Source organism: Leisingera coralii, assembly GCF_049056525.1.
GTDB classification, from domain to species: Bacteria; Pseudomonadota; Alphaproteobacteria; order Rhodobacterales; family Rhodobacteraceae; genus Leisingera; species Leisingera coralii.
Genome location: NZ_JBHUPT010000034.1, coordinates 1 through 16,510 on the forward strand (window position 1 = coordinate 1; position 16,510 = coordinate 16,510).

Consider the following 16,510-nt stretch of genomic DNA (forward strand, 5'->3'; position numbering starts at 1 on the left):
GCTGAACCGGCTTCTCTTCATCGTCTGTCTCCTCGGTTGGAGAACAGGCTAACCTCAAAGCGAGGACATTTCAGGGGAGCACGTCAGTGCTGTAGAACTTCGGCCTGAGTTGATCGCGCAGATGCGCCAAGATGGTGAGAATGAAATCCTAGTTTTTGAAGCTGAAATGCATATGGGACTAAGGCACGAATTTTGAGTCCAAAAAACAACTCGTTCCGCAGCAACAGAATGCTCTTTTAGGCTAATCGGCTGTTCGCTTCGCCTGTGCAGCGAACTTCCGCTTAGCCGCCCGGCCTGCATGTGCTGACCCACCTGACTGGTCACCAGGCATGGGGCCGCTTTGGGTTGGCTCGAGCCGATCACTTTAGCCAGGAACGCTGTCGCGGCGGGCAGCTTGGCGCTGCACCGCCGCAAGGCGGCAGTGAGCCCCAGTTTGACCGATGCTGCAATGTGCATGAATGTCTGGTCACAAATTTTGCAAGGATGGTGTTCATTGAGCGTTTGCATGGTTGGATCTTAGGCAGTCCTGGATTTATTCATTGGCGGGTATTGTCCAACTGAAAACCAGCAATAGAAAGCCTAGCGACTCCGGTGAAATCGGGGGTAACACAGTCCCACGCTGTACAAGCGAAAGGCTTCAATCATTGACTTCTCTAGCTATAAAAAAAGCCCCCAGACTTGGGGGCGAGAGTGTAAGGAGGAGCGATTATTAGGGATGCATTATTGTGGATTTACAACCAAAGTGCCGGACTTCATGGCGTCGATCAGTTTGTTGACTTCATCCACAACGTCCACCGGGATATCTGGGTGGAACGACCCGATCCGCATGGCCAGTTCATTGCCCATATCCGCCCGGTAGAGTGCACCTTCCAGTTTTCCAGCAGCTGCCAGTTCCAGGTAGGACCGCATGTTGCCTCGGACATCCAGAATAGCGGACTGCAGGATTTCCGGCCATTCGTTGATCGCATCACGATAGATGCCGATGCCATAGACGCCTTTTTCCTGAACGGCTTGCATGGAGCCCAGCGTCGCACTGTCCATTGTCGGCCAGACGACATCAGCGCCTTGGGAAATTTGGTTCAAGGCAGCTTCTTTGCCCTTGGCGATGTCATCCCAGTCGCCGGTCCAGGTAACCAGAACTCTGACGTCCGGATTGGCCGCTTTGGCGCCCGCTTCGTAGCCAGCAACCGTGTCGGTCGTGAACTTGAACTGCTGCGCCGCGATGATGCCGATGGTGCCTGTGTCTGACATGGAGCCTGCAACGTAGCCCATCAGATAAGCGATTTGGCTGAAATAGAAATCCGCGTTGGCAATGTTGTCTTTGGTACCCAGTCCGTTGTTCACCATGAACATGGTTTCCGGGAAGCGGGCTGCGACACGTTCCACTGCGTCCTGGAATTCTCCGCCGTGACCGATCACAAGGTCATATCCCCGGCGTGCGTAGTCACTCAGGACTTCGATTTGTTCCGGCTGATGCACGCTTTCGGAAAAGGCGGCTTCAAAGCCGAGCGCTTCACCTGCCTTGGTGAGACCTTCGAATCCGGCTTGGTTCCAGCCATTATCAGAAATCGATCCGGGCATAACGATCGCGGCGCGTTCGATCCCGTCAGCGGCCGCAGGCCCGGCCAACATCAGTGCCACAAGCCCCGCCAATAGTTTGGACATCAATTGCATTGTTGTTCTCCCATATTGGATATGTGGTGTCAGGGTGACGGGAGGATCGCGACGTGAAAAACGATTGTTTCTCACGTCACGCCTGAGATTTATCGATGCTCCCGGTCGTAGGGCAGTCCGACGCTTGCAGGTGCGCTGGCCTTGGCGCCGAGGACCACGAGTGCGATGAGCGATGCGAGGTAAGGCAAGATCAGGAAGAGCTGATAGGGAATCTCTGGCGAGGTGAATTGCAGTTTGAACTGCACCGCATCACAGAAGCCGAAGAAAAGCGCCGCGCAGATCGCGCCAATGGGCGACCAACGTCCCAAGATGATTGCCGCAAGCGCTATGAAGCCTTTGCCCGCGCTCATGCCTTCCGCAAACACATAGACTTGCGACAAGACCAGATGCACCCCGGCCAGCGCCGCGAGGGCTCCGCTGACTGCAATTGCGAGATATTGCATGCGAAAGACAGGCACCCCGGCCAAGTCCGCAGCCTTCGGGTTTTCGCCAACGGCGCGCAGGTCCAGACCCTTGTGGGATTTCATCAGCCAGAACCAGGCTGCTATTGCCAATCCGATCAAAAGGTAGAACAGCGGATCCTGGGAAAACAGGGACGGGCCAACGACGGGAAGATCTGACAAGAAGGGAATATCGATCTGCGAGAACCCGTTTACCCGCGCCCCTCCGGCCTGAGCCCCGAATATCTGACGGGACAGAAAAGCTGTGAGACCGGCCAGCAGCAGGTTGAGCGCGATACCGCCAACCAGCTGGTTGATGCGCAGCCGAATCGACATATACCCAAGCAGCAGGCCTGAGATCAGGCCGCAAATGATCCCGCATCCGAGCCCGATCATGGCGGAGCCCGTTGCGAAAGATCCAGCTGCAGCGCCAAGCGCTCCGGCAAGGATCTGACCTTCGAGGCCGATGTTGTACAGCCCGCCACGTTCCGCGATCACCCCGCCAAGGGCAGCAAAAGCAATTGGCGTACCCAATCGGGCGGTTCCGGCAAGGACGTCACCCAGCAAAACAAGATCAATCATAGCCTATGCCTCTTTCTTTTGGCGTTGTGTTTGGCGGCGCAGCCGCAGGTTTCTTGCCAGGGGTTTCAGAATGGATGTTGACCTGGTTCGCGGTGTCACGAGGGCGGCGGCGACAAGAACCACGACGAGCCCCTCGACCACTTCGATGACGGAACTGTCGACCCCGACGGCACGTTGCATCGTTCCCGCGCCGGCAGAGAGCCCGGCAAGGAACAGCGCGGTCAAAGGCGCGACAATTGGGTTAAGAGCCGCAAGGAAGGCGACGACAATTCCGTCATAGCCGTAGCCATCGCTAAACAGGTGGAACAGGCGGTACTTCAACCCGATCACCTCGATTGCGCCGGCCATGCCTGCAAGGCTGCCGCCAATCAACATGGCGCGGATGACGGTCTTTTTCTGGTCCACACCGGCATAGGCCGCAGCGCGCGCATTGCGCCCCACAAGGTCCAGCTGGAAACCCGATGGCGTGAAGCGCAGCCAGAAATACAAGATGACCGTCATGGCCAGCCCGAATACAAAGCCCACATGGGTATCAGATCGCGGCATCAGAATAGGCAGGCGATAGGCTTCTGAGACTTCCTCCGAATAAGGATATGGCGCGCCTTCGGCCAATAGCGGCCCGGCCACGGCGTAGCTGACGATGTGGATCGCAATAAAGTTCATCAGCAGCGTGACAATGACCTCATTCGTGCCCCGATAGGCTTTGAGATAAGCAGGAATTGCCGCCCAGAACGCCCCGCCGACGGCGGCGGCGAAAAATATCAGCGGCACGCCCAATAGACCGGGCAGATCGGGGATCGCCAAAGCAAAGACGGCGCCGAACAACCCGCCAATATAGATCTGTCCCTCGCCACCGATGTTGAACACACCGGCGCGCATCGGAATGATCACGGCCAGCCCCGCCAGAAGCATCGGCGAGGCTTTAACCAAAGTATTGGAGAAACCCCAGTAATTCAGGAAGGATTCCAGAAACAGAACCTTATAGGCCTCAAACGGGTTGTGCCCGTCCAGCAGGATCAGCACCCCGCCAACGCTCAGCGCTAAAAGCAAAGCGATCGCAATCCGGCGTTGCATGGTAAATCTGTTCATTGTACCTCCTCCGGCGCTGCGGTCATCAAGAGCCCGATATCTTGAAGAGTTGTGTTTTCTGGATCGACAACACCCGTGATCCGGCCAAAGGCCATCACGGCGACGCGGTCAGAGATGTCGAGCACATGTTCAAGTTCAGTGGAGATATAGAGAACCCCCACGCCGCTTTGGGCGACGGCACGGATCTGGTTCTGAACAAATTCCGTTGCGCCGACATCAAGCCCTTTAGTCGGCTGTACGACGACCAAAAGATTGCGCGTCCGGGCCACTTCACGGGCCAGAACGATTTTTTGTTGATTACCACCGGATAAAGCCGAGGCGTTCAGTTTCGGGTCAGGGGGCCTGATGTCAAAGGCCGCGACCACGTCGCTTGCGATCTCGTGCATCGCGCGCCGGGAAATCAGACCGCCAGACATGAACCTGTCTTCGCCAATGGATCGAAAGGCCATATTTTCTTCGACACTGAGCGACAGGACCAAGCCCTCGGCATGGCGGTCCTCGGGCACGAAGCCTATGCCATCTGCAATGCGCGAAGCGATGGAGGCGCTTGATATCTCCGTGCCATTAAGGTGGATGGCGCCGCTGGTTTGCCTTTTGAGGCCGGTGATCACCTCGCTCAACTCCGTCTGGCCATTGCCGTCGATCCCGGCGATTCCAAGGATTTCGCCAGCCTTCACGGAGAGGGTCACATCTTGCAGGATTTCCGCACCGCCTGGATCGGTCAGGCAGACATCAGAGACAACCAGAGCGTCCGGTGCTGAGCTGGTGTCGTTGCGCGCCTTTTTGGCCTTGGGCGTCTCGACCGTTTCGCCGGCCGGCTTTTCTCCCATCATAAGCGCTGACATATGCGCCATGGGCGTGGTCGCAACCGGAAGAACTCCCTCGACATGCCCATGGCGCATTATCATGACGCGATCGGCAATTTCGCGGATTTCATCGAGCTTGTGGCTGATGAAAAAGACAAGGCAGCCGTTGGCGACCAGCTTGCGCACCCCTTTGAGAAACGGCGCGACTTCGGTCGGGGCAAGAACGCTGGTGGGTTCATCCAGGATCAGGATCGATACATCGCGAAACAGCGCCTTAAGGATTTCCACCCTTTGCTTCATGCCCACAGGCATTTCCGTTACGCGGATGCCGAAATCGACGTTAAAGTCAAAGTCGCTGCAAAGCTGCCGAATGCGCGCCCGCGCTTCGGCACCCCTCTTTGTGCTGGGCAAGCCGATCAGAATGTTCTCTTCGGCGGTCATCGCGCCGACCAGGCTGAAATGCTGGTGGATCATGCCGATCCCATGCTCAATTGCTCTTGCTGGGCTGGTCACCGAAACAGGTGTTCCGCCCAGTTTGATTTCGCCGTTATCGGGCTGATACAGACCGATCAGAACGCTTGCGAACGTGGTTTTCCCCGCTCCGTTCTCGCCCAAAATCGCAATGCACTCGCCCTTCGAGGCCAGCAGATTGACGTCGTGCAATGCACGAACGGCGCCAAACGACTTGCCGATGCCGGTGACTTTCAAAAATGGATCCAAGACAACCTCCCAACTTTCACGCAAATTCAAGAGAGAATGCCCTATCTTCTCAAATTAGATGTTTTCACCTCACAGCTGAGAATTTCGCCCACATGTGAACTGGCAATCGGGTTAGAGTAGAGCGACGAAATAGCATCGCATCAGGAGAGCAAAGCCGCGCGTCATGGCGAAGATTCCGTCGTTGAAAAGCATTCAGGCCTTCGAAGCGGCCTGCCGGCATCTGAGTTTCAAGGATGCCGCCGATGAATTATGCGTTACTCCGACTGCCATTTCCCATCAGATCAAATCGCTGGAGGATCAACTTGGGGTGCCCCTGTTCCACCGGCTGACCCGCGCCTTGAAACTGACGGAGGATGGGGCCAATTACGCGCCCCACATCATTGAGGCCTTCAAGAACATCGAAGCCGCCTCTCTCGCGCTGGAGGAAGACGACCTTGCGGGCACATTGACAATCTCAACAACCGGGTCTTTTGCCGCCAATTGGCTTAGCCCGCGGCTGCGAGGCTTTTACGAGAAATACCCAGAGATTTCGGTAAGGGTTCTGTCAAGCGATCAGCTGGTGGATTTCAAATCCAGCGATGTGGATGTGGCCATTCGGTATGGCTTTGGCGATTATCCTGACAGCAATGTGGCTTGGGTCTTGAATGACTGGGTGGCCCCTGTCTGCAGCGTGGAAAAGGCGAAGTCACTGAGTTCCCCCGAAGATCTTCTGAAGTCTCGTCTGATCGAATACCAGTGGAGCGGGTTTTCCGATGCGGATCCGAGTTGGGAGCGCTGGATGGACGCGGCTGGCTTGCAGACTGGTGATGTCGAGCCCTATGTCACCTATTCCGAGGAACACATCTGCTTGCTGACGGCAAGCGATGGTCATGGTGTGGCCCTGGTCAGCCTTTTGGCCGCCGCGCGTTTTCTGGAACGCAATATGCTGGTCGCTCCCTTTGACACGGCATTGAAGAACAAGAGCTATTTTCTCGTCTGCCCGGAAACTTACGCCAATCGTGCACGCGTTCGTGTGTTCCGGGAATGGCTATTGGACCAAGCAGATGAGTTTCGCGACAGCGCCGTAGGTCAAAGGTTTTTTGAAGATTAGCGCGTCCGCAACGATCTAATCCGTCGCTTGAATTTTTGTCATTTCTAAATTGCCGAGAAGCATGCGTTTCTGAACCCCTAATCAGGAGTTCTTGCGCATGCAAAGTTTTGACCCTTCCCAACCCGATGGTTTCAATCAAACACTGGACAGCACGGTCTCTGCCGACGGCGTCCCGGTCATTGCAGAACGGTATACAGTGCCAGCACGTTGCGGTGTCGCGGTGCGTTTGACAGCCGGGCAGACTTTGACCATCACCAATCCGACCGGCTGGCAAGTCTGCGATTTCTGGGCGTTCAATGCGGCAGAGCTGCATGAATATATGTCAATGCCGCATGTGCACACGGATCTTCTGTCTGTTTTCCCAAAGGTCGGCGACAGGTTGGTCAGCAATCTGCGCAATCCTCTTTTGACGCTGACCCAAGACACATCGCCGGGTGTTCATGACACAACGATCGCCGCTTGCGATGCCAACCGGTACAAGCAATTGGGCGTCACTGATTACCACGACAATTGCGCCGACAACTTGAGGCAGGCCTTGCTTGCTATCGGGAAAAAAGCACCGCATGTGCCAGCGCCCTTCAATCTGTGGATGAACGTCCCAGTTCACCCTGATGGCAGCCTTGCCTGGGCTGCGCCAGTGTCAAAGCCGGGGGACAGCATGACCTTCAAAGCTGAGATTCCAGTCTACGCCGTGATGTCGGCCTGCCCGCAGGATATCACTCCAGTCAACGGGGACGAAGGCAAGCCGAGCGCGCTGGAATTTGTTGTTCATGACGGCTGATGGCGGCGACATATTTTCCGCCCGCTGGATCATCGAAGATGCCTTTCACAGTCACAACGACTACGCGCTTTATGTTCTAGACGGCAGAATAGCTGGCTTGGCGCCTCTGGCCGAATTAAAGTCACGTTATCCCAGCGCAAGGGTGCACTCGGACACAAACACTGCGATCCTGCCCGGGTTTGTGAATGCGCATCACCATTGCTATGGGGTGAACCTGATCAACCAAGGGATACGGGATGACCTGTTAGAGCCTTGGATTTTCGCCTCCGCTAGCGCAGCTGACGTTGCGCCGCGCCTCGCCACCGAATACGCGGCAATGCGCTTGCTGAAGAATGGGGTAACAGCTGTTGTGGATGCCTGCACCGCGGGTCACACAGCGGCCTTTGCCGAAGCGAAGATAAGGGACAAAATCACCGTATATAATGGGCTTGGCCTGTCCTGTGCCATCGCGCCGGGCGAGAGATGGCACAACCAGCTTGTGCATCCATACGGGCAAAGCCAGTCGTTTCTGACCACCTTGCCCGAGGTTCTGCGATGCAAACTGCAGCGCCAGCACGTTGCGCGAACACGTATTGATCCGCAAGGCTTTGTGCGGCTTCTGTCCCGGATGCATGGCGAATACGCGGCTTCTGAATGCGCTGATGTGTGGTTTGGCCCCACGGCACCGCATTGGACGGGCCAAGAGACCCTGCGCGACATCGCCAGGGAGGTTCGCGAAAGCGGCCAGCGCATTCACACTCATGCCGAGGAGTCTCGGCTGCAACACCTCTCGGCTACGGCCTGGAGTTTTCAGGGTGCCATCGCAGAATTGGGCAAAGCTGGCCTGCTCTCTGACGGCTTATCCTTGGCGCATATGGTCTGGGCGGACGAAAAAGATCTGGCGCGAGTGGCCGAGGCGCGCGCGCATATCGTGTGCAATCCCAGCTCCAATTTGCGGCTGCGGTCCGGCATTGCACCCGCTCCATTGATGAAGCGGATGGGCATCAATCTCGCACTGGGGATGGATGGGACCAGCCTGGCAGGCGATGACGATATGTTCGCCGAAATGCGTTTGGCGCAAGGCCTTTATTGGTCAAGTGATCGGGCGAACCCTAGCCTGACCGCGAAGGATGTATTCGACATGGCCACTATGGGTGGCGCGCGTTTGATGGGTATGGATCACAGCATCGGAAGCCTTTCCGCCGGCAAACGCGCCGACTTTGTGATCCTGCGCCTGGACCGTATGGAAGGGCCCTGGTTGGACCCCGGCTTTGATCCGGTTGAGCTGTTGGTCAGCTCGGCAAAGTCCACGGATATCCAGAGCGTCTTCACCGGCGGACAACTGGCCGTTTCGCACGGCGAAGCCAAAAAGTGCGACGAAAAGAAAATTCTTCAAAACATCACCGACGGCATGCAGCGCGCCGCTGATCAAAGGCTGAGCGCCAGTGAATATGCCGCCGTCAAATCCGCATTGCAGCGCTGGTATGACGATTGGCTGACGAAAAACGCCCCGCAATAGTGACAGAGGAGCAAGACCATGCAGAAGAAAATTATCTGGCCGAACGGCGCGCGATGCGCCTGTGCGATCACCTTTGATATCGATGCGGACAGCCTGATCCATATCGCAAAGCCGGTCGACGGGCATGATCGCCTCTATCCGATCTCCATGGGGCGCTACGGGCCGACAGTTGCCATCCCTCGGATTCTGGAAACCTACAAACGTCTCGGGCTGAAACAGTCCTTCTTCGCCCCCGGATGGGTCGTGGAGCAATATCCGGATGCTATGCAAGCCATCCTGAAAGATGGTCATGAAATCGGCCACCATGGCTATTTGCACGAAGACCCGACAAACCATAGCGCGTCTGAACAAGCCTATTGGTTTGAACGCGCGCTGGAGTCGCATAAGCGGGTTCTGGGCAATGTGCCAAAAGGCTATCGCGCGCCGGTTTACAATGTGACGCAAGCCGTCATCGACTTGCTGAACAAGCATGAATTCGACTATGACAGTTCGCTGATGGCGGATGATGTGCCATACCTCATGCGATCCGGCGGGCGGACTTTGGTCGAACTTCCATCGCATTGGGGGACCGACGACTGGCCGCAATTCGCCCATTTTGAGGAGATTGGCTACATGATGCCCGTCGCCGGGCCACGCGCCGGGCTGACCCCATTTTGGGAGGAATTCGAAGCCCAATACGAAGAAGGCGGCTTCTGGATTGGCATCTGGCATCCCTTCCTGACCGGGCGTTTGGCGCGGTGGCGGCAGGTGGAAGACTGGATGGAAACTATCTTGAACAGGGGTGACGTCTGGTTCGCCACTCTCGGAGAGATCGCGCAGCACGTGCGCACGCAATATGAGGCAGACCGGCAAAGCGTACGGGTTGAAGAACTGCCCTATTATCAGGCGCCGGTCCTGACGGCATGAATATCCTTCAACGGGCGCGCGACTTCCTGGCTTCGCTCGACGCGCAGCGCGAGGTATTCCTTGGCGTTGCGCCAGATAGACTGTTGCAGGATGCCCGATCCGCCGCCGCGCGGCAGGCCGCAGGGAAGCTGCTTGGCCCGTTGGACGGCCAGTTTCTTGCGGTGAAGGCCAATATCGACGTGCAAGCGCTCCGAAGCCATGCGGGGTCTTTGGCCATCGATCCTCAGCCAGCAGACAATGACGCCCCGATCGTGGCAAGGCTCCGTTCCGCGGGCGCGATCATTCTGGGCCATGTAAACATGTCGGAATTCGCGTTCTCCGGGCTCGGAGTCAATCCGCATTTCGGCACCCCTCTGAATGCGTTGGATAGCACAATGGTGCCTGGAGGGTCCTCGAGCGGATCGGCGTCAGCCGTTGCCTTGGGCTTGGCCGACATCGCCTTGGGCACAGATACCTCCGGCTCCGTGCGCATTCCGGCCGCCTGTCAGGGCCTGGTTGGGTTTCGCCCAACTATGGACCGCTATGAAAGCGTCGGGATTTTACCTCTGGCGCCTTCTCTGGATACGCCAGGCTCACTCGCTTTAAACGTCAGTCAGATTTGCGCTGTGGATCGCGTTTTGTCGGATTGCAAAGAAACCGGGCACGCCTGTCGTCAAATTCTGTGCCTGAGGGAAGATGCCCTAGCGGGATTTACCCCGGAAATCAAAGCAATGTACGAACATGTCCTGCAGCATTTGTCCGATCATGGCATCGAATTGGAAAGGGTTGGCATCCGAAGTTTCACTTGTGTCACGGAGATCTTCCAAACCTATGGAACGCTGGTGAGTGCCGAAGCCTTTCGTCTTCTGCCAGGTTTGGTCGGAGACCAGCAGGCCAGACTGGACCCAAATGTGCAGGATCGCCTTGCTCAGGCGGCTTCAATCCTTGGCACAGATCTGCAGGCATTGCTGGAAATCCGGCGGGCCCTCATCCCGGACTTTGGCAGGGAACTGGCAGGGAAGATGCTGCTTTACCCGACATTGCCGTCGTACCCGCCGTCTGTTCAGGCCGTGACCCGCGATAAAGGGGTCTTTGCACGGGAAAACGCCCTTATCCTGTCGGTATCGATGAAAGCCGCTTTCCTCAATGCCCCAACAATTTCCATTCCATTTGGAGAACGGAGACCGGGGAGCAGCCTATCCTTGAGCGGCGGCGCAAACAGGGACGCGGATGTACTTGCGACGGCGTCTCATCTGGAGAAGATTTTTTCAGCGATTAGAGATGGATGAGGTCAGTTCACTCTATTCAGAATTCTCTTCATTTGTACCTGCGCGTCACTGGCTTCACCTTTGAATGGTCCATTGCAAACTGACTAGGTGACAAGATGACCACAATCCTGAGAATTGACGCCAGTGTGCGCCGCACCGACAACCCTGTTGCGGCCTATAACTCCATTTCCCGCGCTTTGGCGGACAGTTTCGTGGAAGAATGGAAAACGGTTGATCCGGACGTCGAAATTATTCTGCGTGACGTCGGAATGACCCCGCCGGATTTCATTTCCAACGATTGGATCGCGTCCGTCTTTACAGCAGAAGAGGAACGCACTCCTGAACAGAGCGCTTTGGTCAGCTTGTCTGATACGCTGATTGACGAGCTCGATCGCTCCGACATCCTGCTGATTTCGACGCCCATGTACAACTACGGCATGCCCGCAGCCCTGAAGGCTTGGTTTGATCAGATCATCCGGATCAACAAGACATTTACGTTTGATTTGGCGCGCGGCGACTTCCCTCTGGAACCGATCATGTCCGGCAAAACACTGGTGCTGCTGACATCGGCTGGCGAATTCGGCTTTGAGGAGGGTGGAATTCGCAATGACTCGGGTCACCTTTCTGCGCATATCAGCACATTGCGCAAGTACCTGGGCGCAGAACGCATGTTCGAAGCTGCGGCCGAGTATCAGGAATTCGCCGATGAGCGTCACAAAGCTTCGGTCGCCTCAGCTCAGGCCCAGGCACGTCACATTGCGCGTGAGCTTGCCTAACCGTTAGCCAGTTTATGGAAAGTAGAACCTGATGAAATGAACAGGTTCTACATTTCCAACTGGTCACAGCTCAAGGTGTGTGAGGCAGGTGGTTGTGTCCTACGCCCTTACTTGAGTGGTTCAAGTCGCTAAAGATACGAAACGGCAGCGAATGCAGTTGTAAACCTTCATTTCGGATTGGCGGACAGTTTAAACCAATTTCTTGAATCAACATCCCCGCATTCGAACTCCAGGTTCGAAAGCGGACTTCGCTATGCTGCGTTTTAACGGCAGATTTGTCCGGCACTGTGTGAATGCGCCGTTGGCCTCACCGTGCGCCTGCAGCGAAAGACCGGTTCGGTGAAGCTGCGCAGCGGCGGCGAGAGGTGATGCGAAAGACCGCTGTGGGTCGGTCATGTCTGTTGACCTGGCCACGGCGCCACAGCTTTGAAAAGATCGGTACCTGCAGCTTCGCCGACGCTTGTGCAGGACGCGGTGAAGGGCAGCTTCCCGCCAGCACTGTTCGCAACCTCAGTCGGCAGCAATGGCCGGGCGATTGTCGAGTTTGGGCTGGCTATTGCACTGCGCGCGCCAGGAAAACGCACAGTGAGCCACGCCTTCTCAACGCCCAGTGTGTTGGTATGTTTACTGGAGCATCTAGCTCTCCGCAGACACGACAACGCCGCGCATTCCGCAAGATGCGCGGCGTTGTCGTGCCTGCCCGTCGGGGACGCCGAAGGGGTGCAGGGGGCGTGGCGAACGAGCCCCTGCGAGCAGGGGGACGCAAGGGGGAGTGCGGAACGAGGACCCTTGCTCCGGCTGAAGGCCCCGAGAGGGTCAGGGAGAGCGGCGCGTCTCCCTGGCGGCGCGGCAGCGGCGCTGGGGTCCAGGGGTCTCCCCTGGCGAACGACAGCCTGTGCACTAAGGCGCGCGCAGCGCGACGACTGCGCAGGCTGATTAGTGAGTTAGAGGGCCAGGCTCACACCGCATCGGGACCGTGAGAAGGGCGCGATTTCCGGATCGCGTGCATCAACAACATCTCCCTGTCTCCTGTCCTTCCGGAGATGCGCCCCATGGTCCACCAGCCCAGCCCAGAGTTCGCCGTCGTTTGTCGCTTCCAGGGTTTGTTCCCTGCCGATCTTGCCGGATACGAGAAGCATCGCACTCGCAATGGAGGCGATCTCGGCCATGTCGACCACACTCGTTCCCACCTGAACCGACCCGTGATCGGCAAGGCGGATTGGGCGGCAAGCACGGCCGCGATGATCGAGGACATGAAGGCGGAGAACTTCGCGGACGAGATCGAAACGCTCACGCGGCGGCGGCGGAAGAAACAGATCAAGGAGCGCATGGCAGAAGGCCCGCGCGATCCGTGGCAGGCGACCCGCCATGGTCCCCTGCGGGAGGTCATCCTGACGGCAAACCGCAAGTGGTTCGACGCTCCTGAAAGCGAGGCCGCTCGTGAGGCCCGCGCGTTGGCATTCCAGGATGCAGCCCGGGATTGGCTGTTGGAAAACTTCGGCGAGGATGTCGTGCATGCGCGCGCTGATCTCGACGAGCAGGCCTTTCACATCCACGCGGTCATCGTGCCAAAGGCCCAGGTGGACCTGAACGGCACAAAGCGTTGGATGCTCCAGCCGTCCAAGCATGATCTGATCAAGGATTACGAGGCGGCGCAGGATAGTGTGGGCCAGCATTTTGCCCCGCTCGGCCTTATGCGTGGTGAGCGGCGCGCAGCCGCCGTGCGCAAGGCGCGGCAAAACGGGGAAGAGGCACCGGCCTACCGGCAGCATGTGCGGACGGCCGACTGGCGCAAGGCCGAAGATACCCGGATCGCCGAAACCCGCGCGAAACTCGACCAGCGCGCTGAAGCCATGATTGCCGAGAAAGCGGCGATCGAGCAGAGACAGGACGCGCTCACGAGCCGGGAGAACGCAATAGAAGTGCGCGAGAAAGCAACCGCTGCGAAGGAGCAGGAAGCCGATGCGGTACTGGCTGTCGGGCAAGGATTGGCCGCAGGCGCCTTTGACATCGAGGACAGGCACGGAACGCCAGCGCTTGTCGAGACCCCGGAAGCCAAACCTGGGCTCCTGTCGAAGCTGAGGTCGCGGATGGCCCTGTCGTCTTCTGGCCGTGCTCGCGCGCTGCATGTGTTCTCGAAGGCGTTGGCGCGCTTGCGCAAACAGTCCCGTGATGAGGCGAAGACAGCCGTGGCTCGCGATACGGCCGAGATCGAAGCCGCGGATGAGAAGATCGTCGAGATTGCCTCTCGTCTTCCCGACGCCGAGCGCCGGTCCATCGGCAAGATCAGGCTCTCTCTCAGCGCACGCATCATGGCTCTGACCGGTCGCAATACGGCTCGCGAAACCCCAGAAAAAGGCGGGAATGACGGACGGCCGTAGTCGATTTTTCGATCTTTGTTTTGCGTGATTTCAACAACTTAACGCGGCCCTCTAAAAAAGAACGCGAAAATCGCTCCCGTTCAAAAAAAACGGTCGGACTATTCTTCTGTCCGAGGCGGCAGAGGTCTCGGCAGACACAACCAGAAACAGTCCTAAGAGGAAGACATGACCATGAAGATCCTGCTCGACACCACCCGTTTCCACGCCCCCGCCGATGGCCGCGGTAGCGGCAGTGACCGCCCCAAGTTGACCGCGAAACAGAGGGCAATTGCGGCGCTGGAAAAGGCCATCGACAAGGATGCCAAGGCCGAGGAACGCCTTGAAGCGGCCCGCCGCAAGGCCATCGGCGAACACTTCACCACCTGGATCGAAGGTGCCGATGCCTCGCTTATCGTCGAGGTCTTCGCCGGCCTTGAAGTGGCGGCCACGAAAGTCAACCGCAAGCGCATCGCCTCGCACCCGCTCCGGCCCGAGGCGGTCGATGCCATCGTTGAGAAGCGGCTCGCCGAGATCGAGCGCATCAAGCCGAAGAATCCGCAGAGCGTGAGCGTGAACGCCAGATGAATGACGGCGCGGCCGACGCGGCCTGATCATCGCAAGAACATTCCGCCCTCCGTGATTGGAGGGCGGCAAATCCCTCAGCCATCAACCACCCCGTCGAGCCGATACAATGCACGCCACCCTCGCCACCCTCCCATCGCAAGGACCCGGTTCCGCCGGTCCTGCCAAGCGTGGGATGGCGACGGAGGCAGCAAAAGCGCATCAGCAAGAGGTCGCGCGCCTCACCGCAGCCCGCGACAAGCTGGCGACTCTTCTGGCGGGCGGTGAAATCTGGGCGCTCCCGCTGTTCACCCGGCTTGAGGCCGAGCTGGCCCAGTTGGAGGCACGCGGGGATGTGCTCGCCCGCGCCCGGCAGATCGCCGAAATGGCGGCGCGCAAGGCGGCTTGAACGCGCCGCGTCCCTCTCAGGTCAGGTGCGCTGGCACCTCCAGCGCCACCGCTTGGGCCAGCTCCAGCTTTCGCTCCAAGGGCATCTCGTCGCCATAGAGCTCCCGGTTACGAGCCGACGCCACACTGTGGCCCATCATCTCTCCGCGATCATCCGAAGCAATCCCAGCAGCCTTCAACCGGCTTTCCCAGGTATGCCGCGTCCCGCCGGCCGTGTGCTTCGGCGACGGCATCAGGTCGTGGCCGCGCAGGTAGCCGTTGATGAGCGCCGAGTAGCTGCGCTTGTAGCGATAGCGCGGGAACCCGTCCGGATGCCGCCGCGCGGCCGCCAGCGCCACCCCGACGAGCGGCACCAGTCGGACCGAAGAGGTGTTCTTGATCTCACGCTTTTCCTCGCCGTCCTCGAAGGCAATCCGCAGATGCGGGATCACCGCATCCAGCACGATGGCATCGGACGGCAGATCGTGGATCTCCGCCTGCCGGCAGCCGGTCTCTATTGAGATCAGCAGAATATCGCGGGCCTCGTCGTTGAGGCCGTCGAGGGCACCGGGCGCGAACCACTTCTCGACGATCCATTCGACTGGAATCTCTGGCTTGCGGCTCTTGACCGCGTGGCGGTCCCGGATCGTGATGCCGATATAGGGGCGCGGGGGGTCTGCCATGTCGAGGCTCTCGTAGTAATGCGCCAGCATCGACGACATATTCGAGAAGTCCTTCTTCGCCGTTTCCGCGGTCTGGCCCTCCTTCTCGATCCGCTTCTGCCACCATGCCTTGTGCCGACGGGCATCCGCAGCCTCAAGCGACAGAACGGGCCGGTCGCCGCCAAGGGCGGCCATGAGGTTCGTCACCGCGCGCGTCCGCGGATTGCGCCACAGGCGCATCTGCGTGTCGCTTTTGTAGCGGTTGTCATGCGCACAGATCCGTTCGACTTCCTCGATGAGTTCCGACAGCATCAGTTGGGGTGCCTCAACTCCGCCGAGCAGCGCTCGCGCCGTCTCAGGGGTGTCCGTCGGCTTTAGGGTGTCGAGGCGCGCGAGGATCTCGTCGAGCGGCCCGCTCGCGAGGTCGTCGGCTTGGCGGTAGGTGATGCCCCGCGTTGCAGCCAGCGCGACCGCAGCCGAGAAGACGTCGCCCGGCTGCTGCGACTGGCCCATCGTCAGGCGGGCATCCAGTTCAGCCAGCACCGCCGCCTCCGCCGCCGGAAGGCGCGCACGCGCCTCCCGGTCGCTATCAGTGCGCAGGCTGCGATGGATCTCCGTCCGAGGCTCCACCCCGGTATAACGCTTGGGCACACGCATCCGCAGATGCCAGGTCCCGTTCCGCTTCGTTATGCCTGCCATCTGCCTGTCCGTTTCGTCAGTAATCAACTGGTATTGAGACCGTCTTCCGCGATCAAGGGTGCTCCACATTTTGCTACACATTTTTCTCGCGTGGCGAGCGATGAAGCTCGACCTACTTCCATAAAAAAATGAAGTTTATGGCCATCTCAGGGACTTATTTGAATCCTGTCTCTCCGCCATAACCCCACAGATCAGCTCGGATGAGAGGCGATGGCCTCTATCTGTATGTGTT

14 protein-coding genes are annotated in these 16,510 nt (G+C 58.4%); 9 read left to right on the forward strand and 5 right to left on the reverse strand.

The window, feature by feature from the left end; translation table 11 throughout:
- Nucleotides 1-720: 720 nt before the first annotated feature.
- From ACFMBG_RS12455 to ACFMBG_RS12470, 4 genes are all read right to left on the reverse strand, one after another.
- Nucleotides 721-1,674 carry a BMP family protein gene (locus tag ACFMBG_RS12455; RefSeq protein ID WP_421055026.1) on the reverse strand — a complete coding sequence of 318 codons (954 nt, stop codon included), beginning with the start codon at nucleotides 1,672-1,674 and terminating at the stop codon, nucleotides 721-723.
- A gap of 89 nt (nucleotides 1,675-1,763) precedes the next feature.
- Nucleotides 1,764-2,696 (reverse strand): ABC transporter permease, encoded by a 933-nt coding sequence (locus ACFMBG_RS12460; protein ID WP_421055027.1) that lies wholly within the window; start codon nucleotides 2,694-2,696, stop codon nucleotides 1,764-1,766.
- Between the two features lie 3 nt (nucleotides 2,697-2,699).
- Nucleotides 2,700-3,785, reverse strand: coding sequence for an ABC transporter permease (locus tag ACFMBG_RS12465; protein ID WP_421055028.1), 1,086 nt, complete (start codon nucleotides 3,783-3,785; stop codon nucleotides 2,700-2,702).
- A complete protein-coding gene (locus ACFMBG_RS12470; protein WP_421055029.1) occupies nucleotides 3,782-5,311 on the reverse strand; it encodes an ABC transporter ATP-binding protein in 1,530 nt (509 codons plus the stop codon). The genes ACFMBG_RS12465 and ACFMBG_RS12470 overlap by 4 nt, the downstream gene beginning before the upstream one ends.
- A 163-nt stretch (nucleotides 5,312-5,474) precedes the next feature.
- Between ACFMBG_RS12470 and gcvA the strand changes: the two genes are divergently transcribed.
- The 9 genes from gcvA (at nucleotide 5,475) to ACFMBG_RS12515 (ending at nucleotide 14,939) form a co-directional block, all read left to right on the forward strand.
- On the forward strand, nucleotides 5,475-6,401 hold the full coding sequence (gene gcvA, locus ACFMBG_RS12475) for a transcriptional regulator GcvA (protein ID WP_366663394.1): 927 nt from the start codon (nucleotides 5,475-5,477) through the stop codon (nucleotides 6,399-6,401).
- Between the two features lie 97 nt (nucleotides 6,402-6,498).
- Nucleotides 6,499-7,182 (forward strand): DUF1989 domain-containing protein, encoded by a 684-nt coding sequence (locus ACFMBG_RS12480; protein ID WP_421055030.1) that lies wholly within the window; start codon nucleotides 6,499-6,501, stop codon nucleotides 7,180-7,182.
- Nucleotides 7,172-8,680 (forward strand): amidohydrolase family protein, encoded by a 1,509-nt coding sequence (locus ACFMBG_RS12485; protein WP_421055031.1) that lies wholly within the window; start codon nucleotides 7,172-7,174, stop codon nucleotides 8,678-8,680. Before ACFMBG_RS12480 ends, ACFMBG_RS12485 begins: the two co-directional genes overlap by 11 nt.
- An 18-nt stretch (nucleotides 8,681-8,698) precedes the next feature.
- A complete protein-coding gene (locus ACFMBG_RS12490; RefSeq protein WP_259958133.1) occupies nucleotides 8,699-9,586 on the forward strand; it encodes a polysaccharide deacetylase family protein in 888 nt (295 codons plus the stop codon).
- Nucleotides 9,583-10,854 (forward strand): amidase family protein, encoded by a 1,272-nt coding sequence (locus ACFMBG_RS12495; RefSeq protein WP_421055032.1) that lies wholly within the window; start codon nucleotides 9,583-9,585, stop codon nucleotides 10,852-10,854. The genes ACFMBG_RS12490 and ACFMBG_RS12495 overlap by 4 nt, the downstream gene beginning before the upstream one ends.
- Nucleotides 10,855-10,949: 95 nt before the next feature.
- Nucleotides 10,950-11,609, forward strand: a complete 660-nt coding sequence (locus ACFMBG_RS12500; RefSeq protein WP_222480377.1) for an FMN-dependent NADH-azoreductase — start codon at nucleotides 10,950-10,952, stop codon at nucleotides 11,607-11,609.
- Between the two features lie 1,052 nt (nucleotides 11,610-12,661).
- Nucleotides 12,662-13,990 carry a plasmid recombination protein gene (locus tag ACFMBG_RS12505; RefSeq protein WP_421055033.1) on the forward strand — a complete coding sequence of 443 codons (1,329 nt, stop codon included), beginning with the start codon at nucleotides 12,662-12,664 and terminating at the stop codon, nucleotides 13,988-13,990.
- A gap of 165 nt (nucleotides 13,991-14,155) precedes the next feature.
- Complete coding sequence (locus ACFMBG_RS12510) at nucleotides 14,156-14,554, forward strand: hypothetical protein (RefSeq protein WP_421055034.1); 399 nt, start codon at nucleotides 14,156-14,158, stop codon at nucleotides 14,552-14,554.
- Between the two features lie 172 nt (nucleotides 14,555-14,726).
- A complete protein-coding gene (locus ACFMBG_RS12515; protein WP_421055035.1) occupies nucleotides 14,727-14,939 on the forward strand; it encodes a hypothetical protein in 213 nt (70 codons plus the stop codon).
- A gap of 16 nt (nucleotides 14,940-14,955) precedes the next feature.
- Here the strand turns inward: ACFMBG_RS12515 and ACFMBG_RS12520 are convergent, their stop codons facing one another.
- Nucleotides 14,956-16,278, reverse strand: a complete 1,323-nt coding sequence (locus ACFMBG_RS12520) for a DUF6538 domain-containing protein (protein ID WP_421055036.1) — start codon at nucleotides 16,276-16,278, stop codon at nucleotides 14,956-14,958.
- Between the last annotated feature and the right edge of the window lie 232 nt (nucleotides 16,279-16,510).

Excerpts from the sequence above, each read along its gene's own strand:
- ACFMBG_RS12455 (WP_421055026.1), bottom strand. The coding sequence starts at position 1,674 with ATGCAATTGATGTCCAAACTATTGGCGGGGCTTGTGGCACTGATGTTG.
- ACFMBG_RS12460 (WP_421055027.1), bottom strand. The coding sequence starts at position 2,696 with ATGATTGATCTTGTTTTGCTGGGTGACGTCCTTGCCGGAACCGCCCGA.
- ACFMBG_RS12465 (WP_421055028.1), bottom strand. The coding sequence starts at position 3,785 with ATGAACAGATTTACCATGCAACGCCGGATTGCGATCGCTTTGCTTTTA.
- gcvA (WP_366663394.1), top strand. The coding sequence starts at position 5,475 with ATGGCGAAGATTCCGTCGTTGAAAAGCATTCAGGCCTTCGAAGCGGCC.
- ACFMBG_RS12480 (WP_421055030.1), top strand. The coding sequence starts at position 6,499 with ATGCAAAGTTTTGACCCTTCCCAACCCGATGGTTTCAATCAAACACTG.
- ACFMBG_RS12485 (WP_421055031.1), top strand. The coding sequence starts at position 7,172 with ATGACGGCTGATGGCGGCGACATATTTTCCGCCCGCTGGATCATCGAA.
- ACFMBG_RS12490 (WP_259958133.1), top strand. The coding sequence starts at position 8,699 with ATGCAGAAGAAAATTATCTGGCCGAACGGCGCGCGATGCGCCTGTGCG.
- ACFMBG_RS12495 (WP_421055032.1), top strand. The coding sequence starts at position 9,583 with ATGAATATCCTTCAACGGGCGCGCGACTTCCTGGCTTCGCTCGACGCG.
- ACFMBG_RS12500 (WP_222480377.1), top strand. The coding sequence starts at position 10,950 with ATGACCACAATCCTGAGAATTGACGCCAGTGTGCGCCGCACCGACAAC.
- ACFMBG_RS12505 (WP_421055033.1), top strand. The coding sequence starts at position 12,662 with ATGGTCCACCAGCCCAGCCCAGAGTTCGCCGTCGTTTGTCGCTTCCAG.
- ACFMBG_RS12510 (WP_421055034.1), top strand. The coding sequence starts at position 14,156 with ATGACCATGAAGATCCTGCTCGACACCACCCGTTTCCACGCCCCCGCC.
- ACFMBG_RS12515 (WP_421055035.1), top strand. The coding sequence starts at position 14,727 with ATGGCGACGGAGGCAGCAAAAGCGCATCAGCAAGAGGTCGCGCGCCTC.
- ACFMBG_RS12520 (WP_421055036.1), bottom strand. The coding sequence starts at position 16,278 with ATGGCAGGCATAACGAAGCGGAACGGGACCTGGCATCTGCGGATGCGT.